We start from the raw sequence: 21,589 nt of genomic DNA, 5'->3' as shown, positions 1-21,589 counted from the left end.
CCTCGACACGCAGGGAGCAAGTCAGGAATGGAGGGCGACGAGGTAGCGGCTCCTGACCTCTGAGCTAGAAGATGTTGCCCGCGGCGTCTCGCCGCTCGGGCTCCTTCAGATCCACACCGGTGTCCTTGCGGTAGTGGCCATTGTCCTCGAAACGCAGGAGCGCTTCGCCGAGCCCCGGATGTACAGGCCGCAGCACGCCGGCGGCGAGCCAGGGGTCGCGGTCGCGCTTGGGGATGGAGACGGCGTACTGCTGCAGCTTGCGGAGGTCGCCGACGGCAGGCCGCTCGACGCGGGCGACGTGGGCCAGAAGCGCCTCGGCCGCCTCGTCGTAGGGAACGATCACCGTCTCCTGGACGTCGTCGATCAGCCGGAACGCCCGGGCGATCGACTCCAGATCGAACTCGCGATCCTGCGCCCGCTCAGCGATCGACTGCAGGATCGGCCACGGGCGCCCGTCCAGCGTCGGCAAGTCCATCGCCTCGGCGCCGCGCCGCCAGTAGACTTCGCTGAAGTAGGCCTGGACGCCCTCGAGGGACAATGGGTCCAGCCCCCGGCGGAAGACGCCGTCGGCGGACTCGATCAGGGGCCGCAGATCGGGCGGCGCCGCGCCCTCGGCCGGCTCGAACACCACCGTGCGGCCACGGCTCAGCCGGCCCTCGCGATTGCAGCGGCCCGCGGCCTGCGCAACGCCGTCCAGGCCGGTAACGGCGCGCCAGACCTCGGGGAAGTCGATGTCGACGCCCGCCTCGATGAGGGACGTGGCGACCAGGCGCACCGGCTGCCGGTCAGCCAGCCGCTGGCGCACCTCGGCCAGCACCGCGCGGCGATGGACCGGACACATCAGGGTGGTCAGGTGCCGGGCGCCCTCGGCCGTGCGCGGATCGGCCTTCAGGGCGTCGAACAGCTCGCGGGCGTGGCGGCGGCTGTTGACTATGCACAGCATCCGCGGCTGCTCGGCGAACCGCTCGACGATCTCGGCGTCCTCGGTCTTGCCGGGCCGCCGCTCGACCTCTACGCGCTTAAGCTTCTCGAACAGCATCCGCGGTTCATAGGCGAGCTCGCGGACATCCTTGAAGCCGACCTTCGAGGCGGCGCCCTTGTGGTCGGGGCCGTCCGTGAATCCGTCGCATTCGCGCAGCGCCGGCTGGGTTGCGGTGCAGAGCACGACGCTGGTCCGGTAGTTGGCGGCAAGCTCGGTCAGCGCCGCCATGCAGGGGCGCAGCAGGCGCAGCGGCAGGGTCTGCGCCTCGTCCAGAACCACCACCGCGTTGGCGATGTTGTGCAGCTTGCGGCACTGGGACGGCCGGCGCGCGAACAGGCTCTCGAAGAACTGCACGGCGGTGGTCACCACCACGGGCGCGTCCCAGTTCTCCGAGGCTTTGCGCAGCTTGGCGAGGCCCGCCGGTCCCTCGTCGTCGGCGTCTTCGGTGCGGGGCGGCGGCTCCCAGTCGAAGCTGGCGTGGTGTTCGAGCACGTCCGCCGTCGTCCCCAACGCTTCGCGGAACACACCCGCCGTCTGCTCGATGATGGAGGTGTAGGGGATGACGTAGATCACCCGGCTCAGCCCGTGCCGCCGGGCATGCTCCATGGCGAAGGCCAGCGAGGTCAGCGTCTTGCCCCCGCCGGTCGGCACGGTCAGCGTGAAGAGCCCCGGCGCCGCCGCAGCCTGATCGACGGCGTGGTCCAGCACGCGCGAGCGCAGGCGGTTCAGTTCGGTGTCGTCCCGCCGCTTGCCGGCGAGGGACGCCGTCAGGCGCGCTTGCAGGCTGGCGAGATCGGCGAAGCTCTCCCGCTCCGTCCCGGTGTAGAACCGTTCCGTAGCCAGGAAGTCGGCATCGACCAGGCACGAGAAAAGCATCCGCACCAGGAACGCCTCGCTGAACCCGTTGTGGGCGTTCGTCTTCGGCTGCGTCGTCGGACGCAGATCCGCAAGGCCCGGCAGGTCGCCGGCATGCGCGCCCCAGCCCCGATAGTCTTCCAGCGGCTTCTCGTCGCGCCGACGCCGCAACTCCGCATAGTCGGCCAGGCCGGCGTGATGACCGGCGATCGCATAGGCCAACCAGCGCCCGAACTGCGATGAGTAGAGCCGTTCCGCCTCCCGCGCGCCCGCGGTGGAATGGTCAGGGCCCTTCCGGCCGGTCTGTCGCGGCGTGGAGATGTAGAGCTGGTACGCCTCCGAGGTCTTGCCGATGTCGTGCAGCAGCCCGGCGACATGCGCCAATTTTTCCCAGCCGAACGGAGCCGCAAAGCTCCCTGCGAGCGCCGCGACTTTCTGGAGATGGTCAGAAAGCGGCTCCCAAGCCGCGCGAGGAGCGTCTGGAACCGAGTGGGCGAAGATTATCGACATCTCTTCGTATACTCTCGGGTGAACGAACGACTTTCTTCACGGTCTATACCGTGACCTCGGTCGGAACCGGTAATCTTGTGCGAATTTATGGGCTGGTGAATGGAGACGACTACACTCACGACCATTCATTTTCCCGCTGACGCGGGTTGAATTTCCTCCCTCGGAATTCTCCCGCAAGTTCCGCCGCATGGCGAAGGTTGCGCGCCGCGCATCACTCTCCGAGGGCCTGTCTTTCGGCCCGGCATGGCCCTTTCGCGCTCCTTCTCTCCGGGCCAATCCCAAACCTCACATTGCGAAGAGTCTTTAGGATCTATATATTCTAAATCCGGAGGTCGCGATGCCCACGCTTTCGAGTCATGTCGATCAGCTCACGGCACAACGGATGGCTGAAACCGCGAAACTTGAGGACCGCAAGACGTCCCAGATCACCGCGGCCGCGCTGCGATGGTACCTCAGCCTCTCCTCAGGCGCCCGAGACGCGCTCCGGCGGATCGAAGCCTTGGGAGAGACAGAAGTGCAGGAGGCGTCATGGGCCGTCAGCCGGGCGCTTTTGGACCGCGAGTACCGGACTGTTCTACAGGCCGGGATGGCCAAGGCCGAGCCCCGGCTGGGAACCAATCCATCCGAAGACGAGATCATGGCCAAGGCCGTGCGCCTGACCAGCCGCCGGCGCTGAGCTGACGGGTTGCTGCGCCTTTGCCTCGATCTCAATGTATGGGTCGGCGCCTTCCTGGCTGAGAAGTACGGCCGGCAGGACACCGCCGCGCAATCCCTCGTCGAGGCCATACGCTTGGGTCAGTCGCCTCGCGGACCCGTGGCGCTGGTCATTTCATGGGGCATGCTGTTCCGTTTGAACGCCGTGATCCTGCGTCTGACGGGAGATCAAGCCGTTGCGGATCGCTTGATGGGGATCATTGCGACCTTGGCCCGGGACGGCCCCTCTCCTACCGTCGGCGGCGTGGGCGTCCTTCCGCTGGACGACGAAGAAGACCGCCACGTCCTGGAAACCGCCTTGACAGGCGAAGCCGACCTCCTGGTGACCCAGAACCTGAATGACTTCATCCAGGGCGATGTCGATCGTCTTGACGATGGCCATTGGTACGGACTGTCGCGCGACCCCCCTCGAAAGCTCCTGATCGCCCACACCTATGGCGCCGCAGCCTGGCTCCGAGGCGAACCCTGGCCGGAGCAAGTCGAAGCGTACATCGCGTCCGTCGGCCGGCCCCAGGGCTAAAGGGAAGATTGCACCGGACTGGAGACAGGTTGCTGCGGGATTGGCAGACCATTCACTACGTCGCTAATGCGACGTGATTCCCGAACCTTTCCGCTGAGCTGGATCAATGTATGTTCCATCTTTGTTCCTTCGGAGGCAGCATGCAATCCAGCGAAGCGCACTTCAGTTTTCCCGTTCTTGGATTCACCCCAGATCGTGAGATCTGGGGTTTTCCAGACATGGATCGACTCACCAAGTGTGGTCCCCGCACTCTCAAGGAGGGCGTGCAGAATGGGATGGAGCTGATCGACACCGACGGTCGACGCTGGCGGGTGCTGTCCGTCCGCAGAACCGGCCGCGCCGGATCCGTGCTGTCCCTGCTTTGGATATTCGGTCCGCCACAGTCGCGTATCGAGCAGGAGCTCGAGCCGCTGCCAGTCGTGTCACTCGAGGAGGTCCAGCAGAGAGCGCGTGACGCGATGGAGACATCCCGGATCGACTATTACGGAGAAGAGGGACAGGCGGAATACCGATCGATGATCAGAAAAATCGGGAAGACCCGCTCGATCTCGAAGATCTACGACTTGTTGCAGCCTGACACGTTCGAATCCTACTGAGGGTACGTCGGAGGGATGTCGTATCGCGACTGCACCCACGACCACTCATTCCGCCGCTGGCGCGGCGTCGGCCTTGCGCCCGGTCGCGGTCATCGGCTGCCGGAGACGACGCCGGTCGCCGGGAGCGAAGCCGTCTGTGACCTCTTCGCTCCCGGCCAGGTGGTCGGTCGCGCGCCGTGACTTGGAGAATCGGGGAATCAAATCCGCGTTTCCATTTAGTCGTTGAACGGTCCCGACGCTGGCGCAGCGCGCCCATCGATGCCGCTCTTTGGGAACCAGCGAACCTGGCCGAACCTGTGGTCGGCCTCCAAGACAGCCTGAAGGTCCGCGAGGAAGGCGCGGAACAGCTTCACATCCGGCCACAGGAAGAAGGTCATGTTCTTCGCCATCAGATAATTCAGCTCAGGTTCGAGTATCGAGATCCGGAGCCAGAAGCGTTTGCGCCCGCGCCAGATGTCCAGCTCCCAACCTACGTGTTGCGCATCGACGGGGTCGGAGACCCGATAGCCCCTCTCTTCCAGCCCGCCTTTCAGGGCTTCGGCCACATTGCGGCCCGGCCATTGCACAAAGTCCCCTCCATCCTCGATCGAGTCGTCGGGAAAGGCGGAGCTGAACTGGATTTCCGGCCGCATCGTCACCAGCGGTCCTCTTCTTCCGGTGAGTACACGACGCCGCCGGCGCTGGCGCCAGGGCCGCCGCCCCGCGCCCGTTGATGGGCCGGGCGGCGGTGCTAGCCTTCCTCCATGCGGAAGACAGATTCGAATCGTCGGCGTGCGCCGTCGCAGGGCCGTCCCCCCGCCAGCCCAAAGGCCGCCAGCCCCAAGGCCGCCCGCCGCAAGGCGCGGGCGCAGACGAAGCCCGAACAGCCTCCGGCCGCCCGGGGCTGGGACACCAGCGACGAGCAGGAGGTGGACCTGCGGCGATGGCGGGGGCGCACGGAGATCGTGGCGGTGGAGGCGCTCGACCCGGAGCACCCGGTGTTCGGTGCGTTCCGGGTCAGATCGGAGAGCGGCGGCGCCTATGAGGTGGAGATCCGCGACCTCGGCGGGTTCGGGAACTCCTGCGGCTGCATCGACCACCGCGTCAACGGGCTGGGCACCTGCAAGCATATCGAAGGCGTGCTGGCGGGCCTCCGCCGCCGAGGCGTCCGCGCCTTCCGCGACGCCGCCGCGCAAGGTTCTCCCCGTGTGGAGCTGTTCCTGCAACGCGCCGCCCAACCGGCAGCGACACTCGTCTGGCCGCACCGCGACGACGAACACGTGGCCGCCACGCGATCCTGGCTCGCGCCGTTCCTCGATGGCGAAGGCCGGTTCGCCGGCGGCGCGGACGACGTCGAGGCGCTGCGCCAGGCCTATGCCGAGGCGCCGAAAGCGGTGCGCGACGTCCTTCGCATCTCCCGTCACTTCGGCCACTGGCTCGACCGGCGGCGACGGGAACGATCGCGCGCAGCGGCGCGTTCGGCGTTCCGGGCCGAGCTGGCGGGCGATCCGGCGGCGGCCGATGTGCTGCGCCATCCGCTCCTGCCCTACCAGCGCGAGGGGATGATCCACCTGGCGTTCGGGGAGCGGGCGCTGCTGGCCGACGAGATGGGTCTGGGCAAGACGGTCCAGGCCATCGCCGCCTGCGAGCTGCTGGCGCGACGGCAGGGCGTTTCGCGCGTCCTGGTGGTGTGCCCGGCCTCGCTGAAGGCCGAGTGGGAGGAACAGATCGCGCGCTTCACCGACCGGCCGGCCCGGCCGGTGTTCGGCCCCAGGCCGGCGAGGCTCGCGGCCTATCGCGATCCGCCGTTCTTCACCATCGTCAACTACGAACAGGTGCTCGGCGACGCCGAGGCGATCAACGACGTGCTCGCGCCGGACATCGTGGTGCTGGATGAGGCGCAGCGGATCAAGAACTGGCACACCAAGACGGCGCGCAAGGTGAAGTCGCTGCGTTCGCCCTACGCCTTCGTGCTGACCGGGACGCCGGTCGAGAACCGCATCGACGAACTCTACTCCATCGTCCAGTACCTCGACCCCGAGCTGGTCGGCCCGCTGTTCCGTTTCAACCGCCGCTTCTATGAGCTGGACGACCGGGGACGCCCCGTCGACTACCGCAACCTCGAAGAGCTGCGCCGGCAGGTCGAGCCCGTGCTGCTGCGCCGCCGCAAGGCCGATGTGGAGACCGAGCTGCCCGGGCGGACGGTCAAGACCTTCTTCGTGCCCATGGCCGAGGAACAGCAGCTACGCTACGACGACTACTCGAAGCAGGCCGCCAGGCTCGCGCAGCTCGCTCAGAGGCGGCCCCTCACGCAGCAGGAATTCGACCGCATGCAGATGCTCCTCGCCTGCATGCGGATGACCTGCGACACGCCGGCCATCCTCGATCCGACCTGCCGCGTCTCACCCAAGCTGGAGGAGCTGGAGCGCGTCCTCGAGGACCTGCTGCAGGAGCCGGATCGCAAGATCATCGTGTTCTCGGAATGGGAGCGGATGCTCCAGATGGTGCGCGAGCTGGCCGCCGAGCTGGGGGTGGAGGCGGCCTGGCACACGGGCTCGGTTCCGCAAGCCCGCCGGCGCGAGGAGATCAACCGGTTCAAGCACGACCCCGCCTGCCGGCTCTTCCTGTCGACCGACTCCGGCAGCGTCGGGCTGAACCTGCAGGCGGCCAGCGCCGTCATCAACATCGACCTGCCCTGGAACCCCGCCAAGCTCGAGCAACGCATCGCCCGCGCCTGGCGCAAGCACCAGACGCGCTCCGTCACGGTGATCAACCTGGTCGCCGAGAAGACGATCGAGCACTCGATCCTGCATTTGCTCGACGCCAAGCAGGCCCTTGCCGACGGCCTGCTGGACGGCGGCGGCGGCGACCTCAACGCGCTGAAGATGCCCTCCGGCCGGGGCGCGCTCATCGAGCGCATGCGAGCCATGCTGGACGGGGCCGAGGCGCTCGGACCCCGCATCGTTCCGCCGGAAGAGGCGGTGACAGCGGACCTGCGACGCCGCCACGGCGAACACGTGCTGCGTATCGAGGCGCGCGCCGCGGCGACGGGCGAGCTGCGGATGCTGGCCGTCCTGGACCTCGACCCCGACGCGCTGGCGGCCGAGGCCGAGAGGCTGCGCGGGGTCGAGGACGCCGTCCCGATCGAGCTCGTCGATCGCGCCGCCTGGCTCTCGCTCAGGCGCCTGATCGGCGCCGGGATCGTCGGACTGGCCGGTGGGGGAGCGCGGGTGCTTCACGCCGCCGCCGGCTTCGCCGATGCGCCCGACGCGCCTGTCGCTCCGCCGAGGGCATGGCGGGACGAGGCGGACCGGTCGATCCGGATGGCCGGCGTGCTGGCGGCGGGCGGATTCCCGGAGGAGGCCCCGCCGCTGCTCGACAAGGCGTTGCGCTGCCTCGTCGCCGCGCGCAGCCGGGCGGACGGCGACGCCATGGCCGATCCCGCCCTCGCCGACCCCGAGCGGCTTCGCAGCCTTGTCGGGCCCGGCAGCGCGCCGGGCGAACTCGCGGACGTCCTCGCAGCCCTCCGCCCGGACGCCGCCGCACCGACCCCGACCGGCGCGGCGGACCTTGTTCAGGCCCTGGCGCGGCTGATCCCCTCACTATGGCCCGTCCAAGCTTCCCCTGAGGCGCTGGCGGCCTGAGGGCTATCGCCCGAACGGGACGCCCATGGGAGGCCTGCCGCCCGCCGTGGCGGCGATGGGTCCCGCCGGACCGGCGGCCATGCCGGGGCGCCATGCGCCGGGCGTCTCCGAGACCCCACGCTCCGCGGCGCACGGGTAGTCAGAACGGGCTCCAGCTCCGCACGACCGCGCGGCCGGAGGCGCGGGGGGACGCGTCTTCCCGCGCCAGGCCGGCGAAGAAGTAGGCCACGTCCACCTGCAGCGCGCCGGCGACCTTCCAGAGCCGTTCCACGGTCAGGCGGGTGCTGGCGCTCTCGTACTTCTGGACCTGCTGGAAAGTGACGCCGCAGGCGGCGGCGAGGTCCTGCTGGGTCAGCCCCATCAGGTGCCGCCGCCGCCTCATACGGCGGCCAACGAACGCATTCACGTCGGTCATCGGAATTCCCTAGATTCCCCAGGCTACGCAGGAACTTAGGTACCGGCGGGGCGGCGGCGGAGCGACCGAGCATGCCCCGAGCCCCGCCGATCTTTTCCCGAGCTTTCCGAGGCCTGGCCGATCCGCCCCGATCGTTCGCCGAAGCCCCTACGGCAGCGCGTAGGCGATGACGTAGTCGCCCTTGGCGGCGCCGGGCATGCCCCCCGCGCCGCCGGCGCTGATGACCACGTACTGCTTGCCGGTCCTGGGCGAGACATAGGTCATCGGCGTGCCCGCGGCCGGGACGGGCAGCTTGCCCTGCCACAGCACCTTGCCGGTGGCGTTGTCGTAGGCGCGCAGGTAGGCGTCGGTGGTCGCGGCGCGGAACGAGACGCCGCCGGCCGTGGTGATCGCGCCGCCGATGCCCAGGGTGCCGATCGGGATCGGCAGGTGGCTCCTGAGGCCCAGCGGCGCCTGCGCCTCGGCCGTGCCGGAGGGCACCTGCCAGACGATCTGGCGGGTCTTCACGTCGACGGCCGTCAGCATGCCGTGCGGCGGCTGCAGGCACGGCGCGAAGAGCGGGCTGAACAGCCAGGTGTTGTCGGCCTCGTAGGGCACGGCCTTCATCGACTCGGGCGGGCGGCCCTTGGCGAGCGTCAGCGACAGCACCGGCGTCTTCTTCGCCGACGGCGGGTTCAGCTTCACGGTCTGCGGCATGCGCACGTCGCTGAAGATCAGGAGGCCGCGGCGCGCATCGAAGGCGCCCGAGCCCCAGTTCATGCCCCCGGCGTTGCCCGGATACTGCAGCGACGCCTGCTTCGCGCCCGGCGGCGTGAAGTCGCCGTCATAGCGCAGGCTCTTGAAGGCGATGCGGCACATCAACTGGTCGAGCGGGGTCGCGCCCCACATCATCTTCTCGGAGAGCGGCTCGACGCCGATGGTGGGCATCTCGACCGAATAGGGCTGGGTCTTCGAGAGCCACTCGCCGGGCGCCGGGTCCTGCGGCGTGCGCACCTCGACCACCTTGGTGAGCGGCGCGCCCGTGCGGCGGTCGAGCACGAAGATCTGGCCGCGCTTGGTGAGCTGGACCAGCGCCGGCGCCGTGGTCCCGTTCGCCAGCGGGAAGTCGATCAGCATCGGCTGGCTGGGCACGTCGTAGTCCCAGACGTCGTGATGCACGGTCTGGAACGTCCAGCGCTCGCGGCCCGTGGCGACGTCCAGGGCGACGACCGACGACGAGTACCGCTCCGAGGCGGCCGAGCGGTGCGAGCCCCAGTAGTCGGGCGTGGCGTTGCCGGTCGGCAGGTAGACGAGGCCCAGGTCGGGGTCGAAGGCGGGCGTCGACCAGACGTTGGGCGTGCCGCGGCTGTAGGTCTGGCCCTCGGGCGGCAGCTTGGTGATGTCGGGATTGCCGAGGTCCCAGGCCCAGACCAGTTCGCCGGTCCTGACGCTGAAGGCGCGGACCACGCCCGAAGGCTCGGCCAGCTCCTGGTTGTCCGCCACCCAGCCGCCGATGACGACCAGGTCGCCGACGACGGTCGGGATCGAGGTCTGGAAGTAGAAGGCGGTCTTGATCGGACCCATGCCGACCTTCAGGTCGACCATGCCGTTCGTGCCGAAGCCGGGGCAGCGCTCGCCCGTCGCGGCGTCGAGGGCGAAGAGTTCCGCGTTGATGGTCGAGGAGATGATCCGGCGCGCGCAGAGCGGGCCGGCCGGTGGCGCAGCGGCCGCAGCCTTCGTCGCGGCGGGCGCCGGAGCCGGCGCCGCGGCGGCCTTCGCCGGGGGCGTCACCGCCTGGGTCGCGGGCGCGGCCTTCGGGGCGGGCGCAGCGTTCGTGGCGGCGGCGCCGACGATGACCGTCCCGCCCTTCACGGCCGGCTTCGACGCCAGGTCCGCCGTGACCGGCCCGGCGAGCGCGACCTTCGGCTGGGTCCCGTCCCAGTAGCCGACGCCGCGGCAGCGGTTCCAGAAGTGCGGCTTCACCTTCGGATCGTGGCGCCACTTCTCGCGGCCGGTGTCGGCGTCGACGGCGATGACCACGTTGGTCGGCGTGCAGAGGTAGACGGTGTCGCCCACCTGCAGCGGCGTGTTCTGGTCCTGGCTGCCGCGCTGCGGCTTCTCGCCGGTGCGGAAGGTCCAGGCGACCTTCAGGTCGTCGACGTTCTCGCGGTTGATCTGGTCGACGGGGGCATAGCGGGAGCCGCCCGGGTCGCGGCCGTAGTAGCGCCAGTCGGACTGGGCGACGGCGGGGGGCGGCGCCGTGGTCGCCGGCGCCGGGACATCGGCCTGGCCCCAGGTGAAGGTGGCCGGCAGGGTCGCGCCCAGGACGCCGATCGGCAGGACGGACAGCAGCGCCACGGCCGCCGCCGACTGCGTGCGCAGGCGGCCCTTGGGCGCGGCCGGGATCACCAGCAGCACGAAGAGGCCCAGCACCGCCGGCGCGAACAGGCGCGGCAGCAGCGGCCAGAAGGCGAAGCCGCCCTCCCACAGCCCCCAGGCGAGGGTGACGGCCAGCGTCGCGGCGTAGACCAGCCCCGCCGCGGGATGGCGGCGCACCAGCATGACGCCCGTGGCGATCACCGCCGCGCCGGCCAGCAGGTAATAGGGCGAGCCCTCGAGGTAGATCAGCCAGCCGCCGCCCGCGAGCAGCAGAGCGCCCACGAGGGCCACGAGGCCGCCGCCGATCGCCGCCCAGATGCGCGCCGGCCAGCCCGCTTCCTTCTCAGTCGCCATGCCCGTTTCCCCGAGTCTCTCGGAGCGGACCTTAGCAGGGTTTGCGCGTGCGTCATGGGGACTGGACCGGCCGCCGCCGACGCGCGATCATCATACGCAAACTTCGAAAACAGAAGGGCTCGGGGAGATGTTGAACGCTCGGATGACCGCTCGGATTCTGGCCGCCGCTTCGATGGGCGCGGCGCTGCTCGCGGGCGGGCCCGCCGCCGCGCAGATGACCCCGAACGACTACGGCAAGCCCCAGGCCTGGCTGTGCTGGCCCGGCAAGGCCGGCGACGCCTGCGCGGTCGACATGACGACCGCGGTGATCAAGGCCGACGGCTCGTCGAGCGTCGAGGCGTTCAAGGCCGACCCGAAGGCGCCGATCGACTGCTTCTACGTCTACCCGACCGTATCGAACGACCCGGGCGTCGTGTCGGACATGATCGCCAACGACGAGGAACTGAACGTGGTGCGGGCCCAGCTCGCGCGGTTCGGGTCCAAGTGCCGGATCTACGCGCCGCTCTACCGGCAGTTCACGCTGACGGGCCTGCGCGCGGCGATCGCCGGCAAGCCCCTGCCCGGCTCGGCCGACCCGGCCACCCGCGCGGTGGGCTACGCCGACGTGGTCGACGCCTGGAACTACTATCTCGCGCATGAGAACAAGGGCCGCGGCGTGGTGCTGATCGGGCACAGCCAGGGCTCGGGCGTGCTGACCCGGATGATCGCCGCCGAGATCGACGGCAAGCCGGTGCAGAAGCAGCTCGTCTCGGCGCTGCTGCTGGGCACGAGCCTGGGCGTGGAGAAGGGCAAGGACACGGGCGTCTTCAAGTCGATCCCGACCTGCCGGAGCGCCAGCCAGACCGGCTGCGTGATCGCCTACGCCACCTTCCGCGACACCATCCCGCCGCCCGCGAACAGCCGCTTCGGGCGGATCGCGAACGACCCGGCGATGGAGGCGGTCTGCACCAACCCGGCGAACCTCGCGGGCGGCAAGGGCGAGCTGAAGGCCTACCTGTCGAACACGGCGGCCCAGATCGCGGACTCCGGCGCCGGGAACCCGCCGTGGGTGAAGGGCAAGGAGAACCCGAAGACGCCGTTCGTGGCGCTGCCGGGGCTGCTGACCGGCCAGTGCGTCTCGAAGAACGGCTTCAACTACCTGGAGGTCCACGTGAACGCCGTCCCGTCCGATCCGCGGACCGACGACATTCCGGGCGACGTGATGGGGCCGGGCGGGCCGGCGGCCGACTGGGGCCTGCACCTGATCGACGCCAACATCGCCATGGGCAACCTGGTCGACGTGGTGGCTGCCGAGTCCAAGGCGTACCTGGCGAAGAAGTAGCACGACCGGCTCCCCTTCCCCTTGCGGGGAGGGGCCGGGGGTGGGGTGACGCGACGAAGCGCCGAGCCGACACCCCCTCTCCCAACCCTCTCCCCGCAAGGGGGAGAGGGCTTTGCGGAGGCTACCTGCCGGTCAGCTTGCGGCCGGCGAAGATGCCGAGCGCCAGGAACAGCACGAAGCCGATCACGGCCAGGAAGAACAGGAACTTGGCGATGCCGGCCGCCGCGCCGGCGATGCCGCCGAAGCCCAGGGCCGCGGCGATGATAGCGACGACGGCGAAGATCAAAGCCCACTTCAGCATGACGCTCTCCTCGAACAGGTATCCAAGGCCTGCGAAACGCCGCTACGGCCCCGCTGTTCCCGCCCGCACGATTCCTTGTTTCACGTCCGGTCATCGGTGATCTAAGACCGGCGGAGATGGCCAAGAACCCGGAAAGCCCCCTCGAGCCCTTCAAGCGTGCGCTGGCGCACGCCGCGCGTTCGCTCGCCGAGACGCCGGACCTGGAGATCGTCTACTCGGGCGAGGGCCCGCAGCTCTCGGGCAACCGGGCCGTCCTGCCCCACCCGCCGCGCGACCTGACGCCGGACGACGCGGCGCGCATCCGCGGGCTCGCCGACCAGATGGCCCTGCGCATCGCCCACCACGACCCGGCGGCGCACGCGAAGACGCGGCCGGCGTCGGGCGGCGGCCAGCCGATCTACGACGCCCTGGAGCAGGCCCGCATCGAGGCGATCGGCGCGACGGCCATGGGCGGCGTGAAAGAGAACCTGAAGGCGGTGATGAACCACGCCTGGCAGCGGCGCGTGTTCAACGAGACCGAGGCCATGGCCAATCCGCCGCTGGCCGACGTCGTCAGCCTGATGGTGCGCGAGCGCCTGACCGGCGAGCCGCCGCCGCCGATGGCGCGCGCCCTGGTCGACATGTTCCGCGACGAGGTCGAGGCCAAGGCCGGCGCCGACCTCGACAGGCTGGAAGGCTCGCTGCAGGACCAGAAGGCGTTCGCGCGGATCGCGCGCACCATCATCCGCGACCTCTCGATGGGCGACGACCTCTCCGACGCGCCCGAGCAGCCGGACGACGCCGAGGGCGACGACGAGGGCGAATCCGAGGCCTCCGAAAGCGACGAGGACGGCGACGGCGAGAGCCAGTCGCCGCAGCAGTCGGCGATGGACGAGGACGAGAGCCAGACGCGCGAGGCCGACGACTCCGACAGCCAGATGCAGCAGTCGGAAGAAGACCCGAACGCCGAGGACGCCGACGAGCCGCCCGAGATGGGCGACGGCGACACGCCCGCGCGCCCCGACCCGTCGGGCGACAACCGGCCGGTGACCTACAAGGTCTTCACCACCGCGCACGACGAGGTGGTGGCGGCTGAGGAGCTCTGCGATCCCGAGGAACTGACGCGCCTGCGCGCCTACCTCGACCAGCAGCTCGCGTCGGTGTCGAACGTGGTGAGCCGGCTGGCGAACCGGCTGCAACGCAAGCTGCTGGCGCAGCAGAACCGCGCCTGGTCGTTCGACCTGGAGGAGGGGCTGCTGGACACCTCGCGGCTGACCCGCGTGATCACCGATCCGACCGCCTCCCTCGCCTTCAAGGAGGAGGAGGACACCGAGTTCCGCGACACGGTGGTGACCATCCTGATCGACAACTCGGGCTCGATGCGCGGGCGGCCGATCATGGTGGCGGCGGTCTGCGCCGACATCCTGGCGCGCACGCTGGAGCGGTGCAGCGTCAAGACCGAGATCCTGGGCTTCACGACCCGCGCCTGGAAGGGCGGGTCGTCGCGGGAGGACTGGCTGAAGGCCGGCAAGCCCGCCCAGCCCGGCCGCCTGAACGACCTGCGCCACATCATCTACAAGGCGGCCGACGCGCCCTGGCGGCGCGCGCGGCGCAACCTCGGCCTGATGATGCGCGAGGGGCTGCTGAAGGAGAACATCGACGGCGAGGCGCTGATGTGGGCGCACCACCGCCTGATCGGGCGGCCCGAGGCGCGGCGCATCCTGCTGGTCATCTCCGACGGCGCGCCGGTGGACGACTCGACGCTGAGCGTGAACTCCGGCCACTACCTGGAGCGCCACCTGCGCGAGGTGATCGGCGAGATCGAGGCCAAGAGCCCGGTGCAGCTCATCGCCATCGGCATCGGCCACGACGTGACCCGCTACTACCGCAACGCCGTGACCATCGTGGACGTCGAGCAACTGGCGGGCGCGATGGTCGAGCAACTGGCCGACCTCTTCGACGAGGAGGTCCGCAAGGTGACGCGCAAGACCGCCAGCCTGCTCGCGCCCCCGCCGAACACCCAGGGGCCGCAGGGCAGCCCCTCGATGCGGCGCTCGACCTTCAAGGAAGTGCGGAGGGCCACCGCGTGAGGGCCGCGGCGGGGCTCCTGGCCGCCCTGCTGCTGCTCGCCGGCTGCGTCGCGCCGGTCGCGCCCCTGCCCGTGTCGCCCGTCCCGGTGGGCGCGGCGATCCAGGTCGACGCCGAGGCCGTGCCGCTGGATCCCACCAACCCGTCGCGCGAGCGCATCGGCAACTTCCTCTACGCAGGCGGCGTCTCGATCACCTCGCGCCAGACCAGCCGCCTGCACGGCATGTCCGACCTGAAGGTCACGCCGGACGGCCGCCTGCTGGCGATGGGCGACCAGTCCGACATGCTGGAGGCGCAGGTCGTGCTGGACGGCGCCGGGCGGCTGACGGGCCTCGCCGCCGCGACGCTGGTCTCGCTGAAGGACCCGAAGGGCGTGGACCTCTTCGCCGGCGGCCCGCGCGAGTACGACGCCGAGGGCGTGGCGCGGCTGGCGACCGGCGACCTGCTGGTCAGCTTCGAGCAGCATGACCGCGTGCTGGTGTTCCCCGCGGGCGGCGGCCCGCCGCGCGGGGCGCCCAAGCCCGACATCCGCTACACCGACAACAAGGGCATGGAGGCGCTGGTCGACGCGCCCGACGTCGCCCCCGACGCCTACCGCGTCGGCCTGGAGGACAGCGGCCACACCTACCTCTGCCGCCTCTCGGCCGCCTGCGTACGCGACCGCGACCTGCCGCTGGACGGCTCGGAACTGGTGGCGATGGACAACGTGCCGGGCGGCGGCCTCGCCTACCTGCTGCGCTCGTTCTCGCCCCTGCGCGGCAACGTCATCAAGCTGAAGGTGCTGGATCGCGCGGGCCGCCTCGTCGACGAGATGGAGATCACCCGGCCGCTGACGGTGGACAACCTGGAGGGCCTGGCGGCCGTGCCCCGGCCCGACGGCGCCATCCGCTTCTACCTGATCGCCGACGACAACTTCGGCTTCTACGACGGCAAGCCGACCGGCCAGCGCACGCTGCTCCTGGCGTTCGACTGGCGGCCGCAAGGCAAGCGGTGAAGGCCGGCGCTCGAAGATGTCCTGAGGTAGATGGGCACGACTGCCTTTCCCGTCGTAGACGGGAGAGGGGGAGTCGCAAATGAAAAGGCCGCCTTGCGGCGGCCCCTTCGGAACGACGATCGTGTCGGGCGCTCAGGCCGCGGCCTGCTCGGCGAGCTTGGCCTTCAACTGGCGCTTGATCTTCAGCGCGCGGGCCGAGAGCACCTCGTCCCTGGCCTTCAGGAGCACGGCGTCGAGGCCGCCCTTGAAGTCCAGGGTGCGCAGCGCCGCATTGGTCATGCGCAGGCTGAAGGTCTGGCCGAGGGCGTCGGACTGGACCTTGATCGCGACCAGGTTCGGCATGAACCGACGCTTGGTCTTGATGTTCGAGTGGCTGACGTTGTGGCCGACCATCGGGCCGACACCCGTGAGCTCGCAGCGACGCGACATGACGAAGAACCTTAGCCAGAAATAGAAATGCGGCGGACGTTCCCATCCGCGCGAAGAGCGGGCGATTTAGAGGAAGGGCCCGCCCGCGTCAAGGCGAGCCGGCCCGCAACGCCCTGCGACATCGCTCCATCAGGCGGGACGGCGACGGTTCGTTGTGGGCCGAAGCGACTCAACTACAATATCTCGTAGGGAACAGAAGCTGAATCGCTGCGAGTCAGTGATTCGGTCGCGATTCGTTTCGCCCCCGTTCCGACTCTCGCGACAGGTTCATCCAGCCTTGCCCCGAGGCGGACCGGCCCTAGTCCGCCGCGGCCAGCCTGGCCGGCGCGGCGTCGGGGCGCTGGTAGGCCGCCACGATCACCTTGGCGGCGTCGATGCGGTCGCCGGCCCGGTCGATGATCTCCAGGTGGACGTGGTCGGTCATGCCGCCCGGGTACTTCCGCTGCAGGCTGTGGGCCGTGCCGATCGGGCGGCCGACGGCGACCGCGTCGCCGATCTGGACCTTCGGGTTCACGTAGAAGACGCGGGCGGCGTAGCGCAGCGCCGGATTGGTGATCTCGACGAACTTCAGCGTCTCGTCGCCCGGATAGGCGTAGCCGATCTTGCTGACATAGCCCGAGATGGGCGCGGCCACCGTCTGGCCGGCCCTGGCCATGAAGTCGACGCCCTCGTGGCGGCGCGAGCCGCCGTCGCGCCGCGCGCCGAACTCGCCCTCGCCGTAGGCGTCGTGGCCGCGGGCCTCCCGGCCGGTGGGGTTGCAGAAGTCGTCGCGGCCGTCGCCGTCCACGTCCTTGCCCTGCCAGACCAGTTCCAGCGGCGCGGCGGCCTCGGCGGCCTTCTGCGGCGCGATGACCGCGACCGCCTTCTCGACGCCCGCGCGGATCTCCGGCTGGCTGAGCGGGCTCGCCGCCGCGGCGCCCGCGGCGACCATCCCGGCGATGGAGAGGAGGAGGACGGGCCGGTCTTCCACCAGGTCCCGGAGACGCGCACGAACGCCTGACAACCGCATCAGGACCCTTACTCAAAGATGCGCCTTCGCCGGACGGGACGCCGGCTTCGAGGCGGATTGACTGGGGCGCCGCGAGAATGGGGGACGCGGCGAACGATGTGGGTCCTGACGGCGGACCGGGGCGGAAAATAGGCGCCGACGTCAGATTCACCATGCGACCGATCGCGCCTGGGACAGTTGCGCGCGCCCCGGGTCTACGTTAATTACTGACTGGTCAGTTATTTAGACGTTTGGACGATGGACGCCGGCGAACCGAAATTCCGCCGCCGCAAGGCCGACCGCCCGGGCGAGATCGTCGAGGCGGCGCTGCAGGTGTTCGCCGAGAAGGGCTTCGCCGCGGCGAAGCTGGACGACATCGCGCGGCGCGCGGGCGTCTCGAAGGGCGCGGTCTACCTCTACTTCGAGACGAAGGAGGACATCTTCCGCGCCGTCGTGACCCAGGCGGTCAGCCCGAACATCGCGGCGGTGAAGGCGATGGCGGCGGCCCATCCCGGCCCGATCCCGGACCTGATCCGCGGCGTGGCGCAGATGGTGGCGGGCGTGGTGGCGGGCACGCCGATCGGCGGCGTGGCCAAGATGGTGATCGCCGAGGCGGGCAACTTCCCCGAGATCGCACGCGTCTGGCACGACGAGCTGGTGGCCCAGGCGCTGGGCGCCATGACCCTCGCCATCGAGGCCGCCCAGGCGCGGGGCGAGGTGAAGCCGGGCGACGCGCGCACCTATGCGATCCAGCTCGTCGCGCCGCTGCTGATGACCGTCCTCTGGCGCGAGACCTTCGTGCCGGTGGGCGCCCGGCCCTTCGACATCCCCGCCGTCATGACCCAGCACGTCGAGACGCTGCTGAACGGCATGCTCACGCAAGGCGCCCGCGCATGAACCACCGCCAGCGCATCCTCGTGGCCGGGCTGGTCCTGACCGGGCTCGTGATCGTCGGGTTCCTGATCGGCCTCCCCCGCTTCGGGCAGACGAAGACGCTCTCGGGCTACGTCGAGGGCGAGCCGCTGTACCTGGCCGCGCCGGTGGCCGGGACGGTGCGCGTGGTCCATGTGCGGCGCGGGCAGGAGGTGGCGGCCGGCCAGCCGCTGTTCGTGGTCGATCCGGCCCAGGTGAAGAGCGCCTACGACCAGGCGGCCGCCGAGGCCGAGGCCGCCCGCGCCCAGGCCGTCGATGCGCGCAAGGGCCAGCGGCCCGCCGAGCTTGCCGTGCTCGAGGCCAACATCGCCGCCGCCGAGGCGCGCGCCCGCGACGCGCAGGCGGACCTGCGCCGCATCACGCCGCTGGTGCGCCAGGGCTGGTACGCCCCGGCCCGGCTGGACGACGCCAAGGCGGCCGCCGACGCTGCCGACGCGCAGGTGCGCGCGGCCAGGAAACAGCGCGACGCCGCCGCCCTGGGCGCCCGCGAGGACCAGATCCGCGCCGCCGACGCCCGCGTCGAGCAGGCCCGGGCCGCCGTCGCCGGCGCCGGCGCCCGGCTGGGCGAGGTCGCGCCCGGCGCGCCGAAGAAGGCCCGCGTCGAGGACATCTTCTTCCACGCCGGCGAATGGGCGCCCGCCAACCAGCCGATCCTGTCGCTGCTCCCGGACGAGCGGATCAAGGTGCGGTTCTTCGTGCCCGAGCGGTCGCTGTCGGCCTACCGCGTCGGCGGCGTGGTGCGCTTCGCCTGCGACGGCTGCGCCAAGGGCCTGTCGGCGACGATCGAGTTCGTCAGCCCGCGCCCGGAATTCACCCCGCCGGTGATCTACAGCCGCGAGGCCCGCGACCGGCTCGTCTACCTGGTGGAAGCCCGCCCGTCGGTGAGGCTCAACCCCGGCCAGCCGGTGGACGTGGAGCCGTTGTCGTGACCCGGCGCGCACCTCTCCTCTCCCCCCGCGAAGCGGAGAGGGAGAGGGCAGGGAGAGGGCGGCTCGGCGCTTCAGCCCTGCGCTGCGGGTTGCCCGAGGGCCGTCGAGGAACCGCCGGAGATGCAGGCCCGCCTGCGCCGCCCTCTCCCTGCCCTCTCCCTCTCCGTTCCGCTGCGCTTCACGGGGGGAGAGGAGGATGACGCTGGCGATCGACGTGCATGGGCTGAACAAGAGCTTCGGCGACAAGCACGTGGTCAACGACGTGACGATCCAGGTCGAGGAAGGGCGGATCTGCGGGTTCCTGGGGCCGAACGGGTCGGGGAAGACCACGACGCTCCGGATGCTGTGCGGGCTGCTGACGCCGGACTCGGGGTCGGGCCAGGCGCTGGGCTACGACATCATCGCCGAGGCCGACGAGGTGAAGCTGCGCACGGGGTACATGACGCAGAAGTTCTCGCTCTACGAAGACCTGACCATCGCCGAGAACCTGGCGTTCACGGCCCGCGTCTACGGCCTCGACCGGCGGCGAGAGCGCGTGGACGCGGCGCTGGAGCGGCTGGGCCTGACCTCCCGGCGCGGGCAACTGGCGGGCACGCTGTCGGGCGGGTGGAAGCAGCGGCTGGCGCTCGCCACCGCTACCCTGCACGAGCCCAGGCTGCTGCTGCTCGACGAGCCCACCGCCGGCGTCGACCCCAAGGCCCGGCGCACCTTCTGGGACGAGATCCACGCGCTCGCCGCCGAGGGCCTGACGGTGCTGGTCTCCACCCACTACATGGACGAGGCCGAGCGGTGCCATGAGATCGCCTACATCAGCTACGGCCGCCTGATCGCCCGCGGGACGGCCGAGGAGGTGATCGCGGCCTCGGGCCTCATCACCTTCCACGGCGAGGGGCCGAACGCCGACAAGCTGGCGCACGACCTGGCCGGCAAGCCCGGCGTCGAGACCGCCGCCGCCTTCGGCCAGGCGATCCACGTCAGCGGGACCGACCGCGCGGCGCTGGAGGCCGCGATCCAGCCCTTCCGGGGCCAGGGCTACGCCTGGACCGAGGCGCACCCGACGCTGGAGGACGTGTTCATCCAGCTCATGGACCGCAGCGAGGACAACGTCCAATGACGTCCCCCATGAACGTCATGGCCGGGCTTGTCCCGGCCATCCAGAAGCGCGGGCGGGGCCAGTGTGACCGTGGCGGTCACGCGGCGACAGGCTTCGTTCCCTCTGCGTGTCTGGATGGCCGGGACAAGCCCGGCCATGACGATCGGGAGCGGGCCGCATGACGGGCCTGAGCTGGAACCGGGTGCTGGCCGTCCTGATCAAGGAGTTCAAGCAGCTCACGCGCGACCGCATCACCTACGCGATGATGCTGGCGATCCCCGTCGTGCAGCTCACGCTCTTCGGCTACGCGATCAACACCGAGCCGCGCCACCTGCCCACCGCCGTGCTGATGCAGGAGGACAGCCGGTACGCCCGCTCGATCACCGCGGCGCTGAAGAACTCGCTCTACTTCGACTTCGTGGCCCAGGCCCGCTCGCCGGCCGAGCTGGACCGGCTGCTGCGGACGGGCGACGCGCAGTTCGCCGTGACGATCCCGGGCGATTTCAGCCGCCGCGTGGCGCGGGGCGACAAGGCGCAGGTGCTGGTCGAGGCCGACGCCACCGATCCCTCCGCGACGGGCGGCGCGGTGGCGGCGCTGGCCGCCCTGCCCGACCAGGCGCTGGCCCACGACCTGACCGGCGCGCTCGCGGCCCGCGGCCCGGCGCCCGCGCCGTTCGAGGTGGTCGTCCACCGGCGCTACAACCCCGAGGCCATCACCGCCTACAACATCGTGCCGGGCCTGCTGGGCATCATCCTCAGCCTGACGCTGGTGATGATGACGGCGCTCAGCGTCACCCGCGAGACCGAGCGCGGGACGATGGAGACCCTGCTGTCGACGCCGCTGGAGCCGCTGGAGGTGATGATCGGCAAGCTCGCGCCCTACGTGATGGTGGGGCTGGTGCAGACGGCGATCATCCTGGCGATGGCGGCGGTCCTGTTCCACGTGCCGATGGGCGGCGGCTGGATCGGGCTCACGCTCGGCGTCGCGCTCTTCATCACCGGCTCGCTGGCGCTGGGCTTCCTGATCTCGACGGTGGCGCGCTCGCAGTTGCAGGCGATGCAGATGAGCTTCTTCTACATCCTGCCCTCGATCCTGCTGTCGGGCTTCATGTTCCCGTTCCGCGGCATGCCCGCGTGGGCGCAGTGGATCGGCGAGGCGATCCCGGTGACCCACTTCCTGCGCGTGGTCCGCGGCTCGCTGCTGAAGAGCCAGGCCTTAAGCGACCAGTGGCGCGAGCTCGCGGCGCTCACGGCCTTCGTCTGCGTCGTCACCGCGTTGGCCATGGCCCGCTACCGGCGGACGCTGGACTAGGAGCGGGCCCCTACTCGTCCGCCCCGGCGGCGCCGAGCCACGGGTCGCCGGCGGCGGCCAGGAGGCGGGCCAGCTCGGCCTGGCGGCCGACGCCGGTCTTCTCGAAGATGCGCGCCAGGTGGCCGCGCACGGTGTAGAAGCTGACCCCCAGCCGCCCGGCGGCCTCGCGGGGCGTGTCGCCCTGGGAGAGCGCGGCGGCCACGCGGGCCTCGGCGGGGCTGAGGTCGAAGATCTCGCGCAGGCGCCGCTCGGACAGGCGCGAAGGGGCCTCCAGGTCGGTCACGCAGACCAGCAC

19 protein-coding genes are annotated in these 21,589 nt (G+C 70.4%); 11 read left to right on the top strand and 8 right to left on the bottom strand.

The window, feature by feature from the left end; all coding sequences use genetic code 11:
• Positions 1-64: 64 nt before the first annotated feature.
• A complete protein-coding gene (locus tag KF737_RS02590; protein WP_296450063.1) occupies positions 65-2,347 on the bottom strand; it encodes a CRISPR-associated endonuclease Cas3'' in 2,283 nt (760 codons plus the stop codon).
• A gap of 337 nt (positions 2,348-2,684) precedes the next feature.
• Here KF737_RS02590 and KF737_RS02585 point away from each other — a divergent pair, with 337 nt between their 5' ends.
• From KF737_RS02585 to KF737_RS02575, 3 genes are all read left to right on the top strand, one after another.
• Positions 2,685-3,023 (top strand): hypothetical protein, encoded by a 339-nt coding sequence (locus tag KF737_RS02585; RefSeq protein ID WP_296450060.1) that lies wholly within the window; start codon positions 2,685-2,687, stop codon positions 3,021-3,023.
• 9 nt (positions 3,024-3,032) lie between these two features.
• Entirely contained in the window at positions 3,033-3,581 is a 549-nt protein-coding gene (locus KF737_RS02580) for a PIN domain-containing protein (protein ID WP_296450058.1), read from the top strand.
• A gap of 140 nt (positions 3,582-3,721) precedes the next feature.
• Positions 3,722-4,177 carry a hypothetical protein gene (locus KF737_RS02575; RefSeq protein WP_296450055.1) on the top strand — a complete coding sequence of 152 codons (456 nt, stop codon included), beginning with the start codon at positions 3,722-3,724 and terminating at the stop codon, positions 4,175-4,177.
• Positions 4,178-4,392: 215 nt separating this feature from the next.
• On the opposite strand, the gene KF737_RS02570 is transcribed toward KF737_RS02575, so the two are convergent.
• Complete coding sequence (locus KF737_RS02570) at positions 4,393-4,815, bottom strand: hypothetical protein (protein WP_296450054.1); 423 nt, start codon at positions 4,813-4,815, stop codon at positions 4,393-4,395.
• 105 nt (positions 4,816-4,920) lie between these two features.
• Here KF737_RS02570 and KF737_RS02565 point away from each other — a divergent pair, with 105 nt between their 5' ends.
• Positions 4,921-7,800, top strand: coding sequence for a DEAD/DEAH box helicase (locus KF737_RS02565; protein ID WP_296450052.1), 2,880 nt, complete (start codon positions 4,921-4,923; stop codon positions 7,798-7,800).
• A gap of 139 nt (positions 7,801-7,939) precedes the next feature.
• Here the strand turns inward: KF737_RS02565 and KF737_RS02560 are convergent, their stop codons facing one another.
• Positions 7,940-8,215 carry a helix-turn-helix domain-containing protein gene (locus KF737_RS02560; protein WP_296450050.1) on the bottom strand — a complete coding sequence of 92 codons (276 nt, stop codon included), beginning with the start codon at positions 8,213-8,215 and terminating at the stop codon, positions 7,940-7,942.
• A 147-nt stretch (positions 8,216-8,362) separates the two neighbouring features.
• Positions 8,363-10,927 carry a PQQ-binding-like beta-propeller repeat protein gene (locus tag KF737_RS02555; RefSeq protein WP_296450048.1) on the bottom strand — a complete coding sequence of 855 codons (2,565 nt, stop codon included), beginning with the start codon at positions 10,925-10,927 and terminating at the stop codon, positions 8,363-8,365.
• Positions 10,928-11,069: 142 nt separating this feature from the next.
• Here KF737_RS02555 and KF737_RS02550 point away from each other — a divergent pair, with 142 nt between their 5' ends.
• Complete coding sequence (locus KF737_RS02550) at positions 11,070-12,248, top strand: DUF3089 domain-containing protein (protein WP_296450046.1); 1,179 nt, start codon at positions 11,070-11,072, stop codon at positions 12,246-12,248.
• Between the two features lie 121 nt (positions 12,249-12,369).
• Here the strand turns inward: KF737_RS02550 and KF737_RS02545 are convergent, their stop codons facing one another.
• Positions 12,370-12,549, bottom strand: coding sequence for a DUF1328 family protein (locus KF737_RS02545; protein WP_296450044.1), 180 nt, complete (start codon positions 12,547-12,549; stop codon positions 12,370-12,372).
• A 116-nt stretch (positions 12,550-12,665) separates the two neighbouring features.
• Between KF737_RS02545 and cobT the strand changes: the two genes are divergently transcribed.
• A complete protein-coding gene (cobT, locus tag KF737_RS02540) occupies positions 12,666-14,618 on the top strand; it encodes a cobaltochelatase subunit CobT (protein WP_296450042.1) in 1,953 nt (650 codons plus the stop codon).
• The gene (locus KF737_RS02535; RefSeq protein ID WP_296450040.1) at positions 14,615-15,610 is read left to right on the top strand and encodes an esterase-like activity of phytase family protein; all 996 of its coding nucleotides are present in this window, start codon (positions 14,615-14,617) and stop codon (positions 15,608-15,610) included. The genes cobT and KF737_RS02535 overlap by 4 nt, the downstream gene beginning before the upstream one ends.
• A 132-nt stretch (positions 15,611-15,742) precedes the next feature.
• On the opposite strand, the gene rpmB is transcribed toward KF737_RS02535, so the two are convergent.
• Together rpmB and KF737_RS02525 are read right to left on the bottom strand one after the other, a co-directional pair.
• Positions 15,743-16,039 (bottom strand): 50S ribosomal protein L28, encoded by a 297-nt coding sequence (gene rpmB, locus KF737_RS02530; protein ID WP_296450038.1) that lies wholly within the window; start codon positions 16,037-16,039, stop codon positions 15,743-15,745.
• A gap of 298 nt (positions 16,040-16,337) precedes the next feature.
• Complete coding sequence (locus KF737_RS02525) at positions 16,338-17,009, bottom strand: M23 family metallopeptidase (RefSeq protein ID WP_296450036.1); 672 nt, start codon at positions 17,007-17,009, stop codon at positions 16,338-16,340.
• A 276-nt stretch (positions 17,010-17,285) separates the two neighbouring features.
• Between KF737_RS02525 and KF737_RS02520 the strand changes: the two genes are divergently transcribed.
• The 4 genes from KF737_RS02520 (at position 17,286) to KF737_RS02505 (ending at position 21,294) form a co-directional block, all read left to right on the top strand.
• A complete protein-coding gene (locus tag KF737_RS02520; protein WP_296450034.1) occupies positions 17,286-17,924 on the top strand; it encodes a TetR/AcrR family transcriptional regulator in 639 nt (212 codons plus the stop codon).
• Positions 17,921-18,889 (top strand): HlyD family efflux transporter periplasmic adaptor subunit, encoded by a 969-nt coding sequence (locus KF737_RS02515; RefSeq protein WP_296450032.1) that lies wholly within the window; start codon positions 17,921-17,923, stop codon positions 18,887-18,889. The genes KF737_RS02520 and KF737_RS02515 overlap by 4 nt, the downstream gene beginning before the upstream one ends.
• A 196-nt stretch (positions 18,890-19,085) precedes the next feature.
• Positions 19,086-20,003: an ABC transporter ATP-binding protein gene (locus KF737_RS02510; RefSeq protein WP_296450030.1), complete on the top strand. Its 918-nt coding sequence runs from the start codon at positions 19,086-19,088 to the stop codon at positions 20,001-20,003.
• A gap of 157 nt (positions 20,004-20,160) precedes the next feature.
• Entirely contained in the window at positions 20,161-21,294 is a 1,134-nt protein-coding gene (locus KF737_RS02505) for an ABC transporter permease (RefSeq protein WP_296450027.1), read from the top strand.
• 10 nt (positions 21,295-21,304) lie between these two features.
• On the opposite strand, the gene KF737_RS02500 is transcribed toward KF737_RS02505, so the two are convergent.
• Positions 21,305-21,589 (bottom strand): helix-turn-helix transcriptional regulator (locus KF737_RS02500; protein ID WP_296450025.1); only part of this gene is annotated, 285 nt, incomplete at its 5' end.

The sequence above is a fragment of the Phenylobacterium sp. genome (assembly GCF_019636135.1).
Classification (GTDB): domain Bacteria; phylum Pseudomonadota; class Alphaproteobacteria; order Caulobacterales; family Caulobacteraceae; genus Phenylobacterium.
This window is presented reverse-complemented; position numbering and strand designations above follow the sequence as displayed.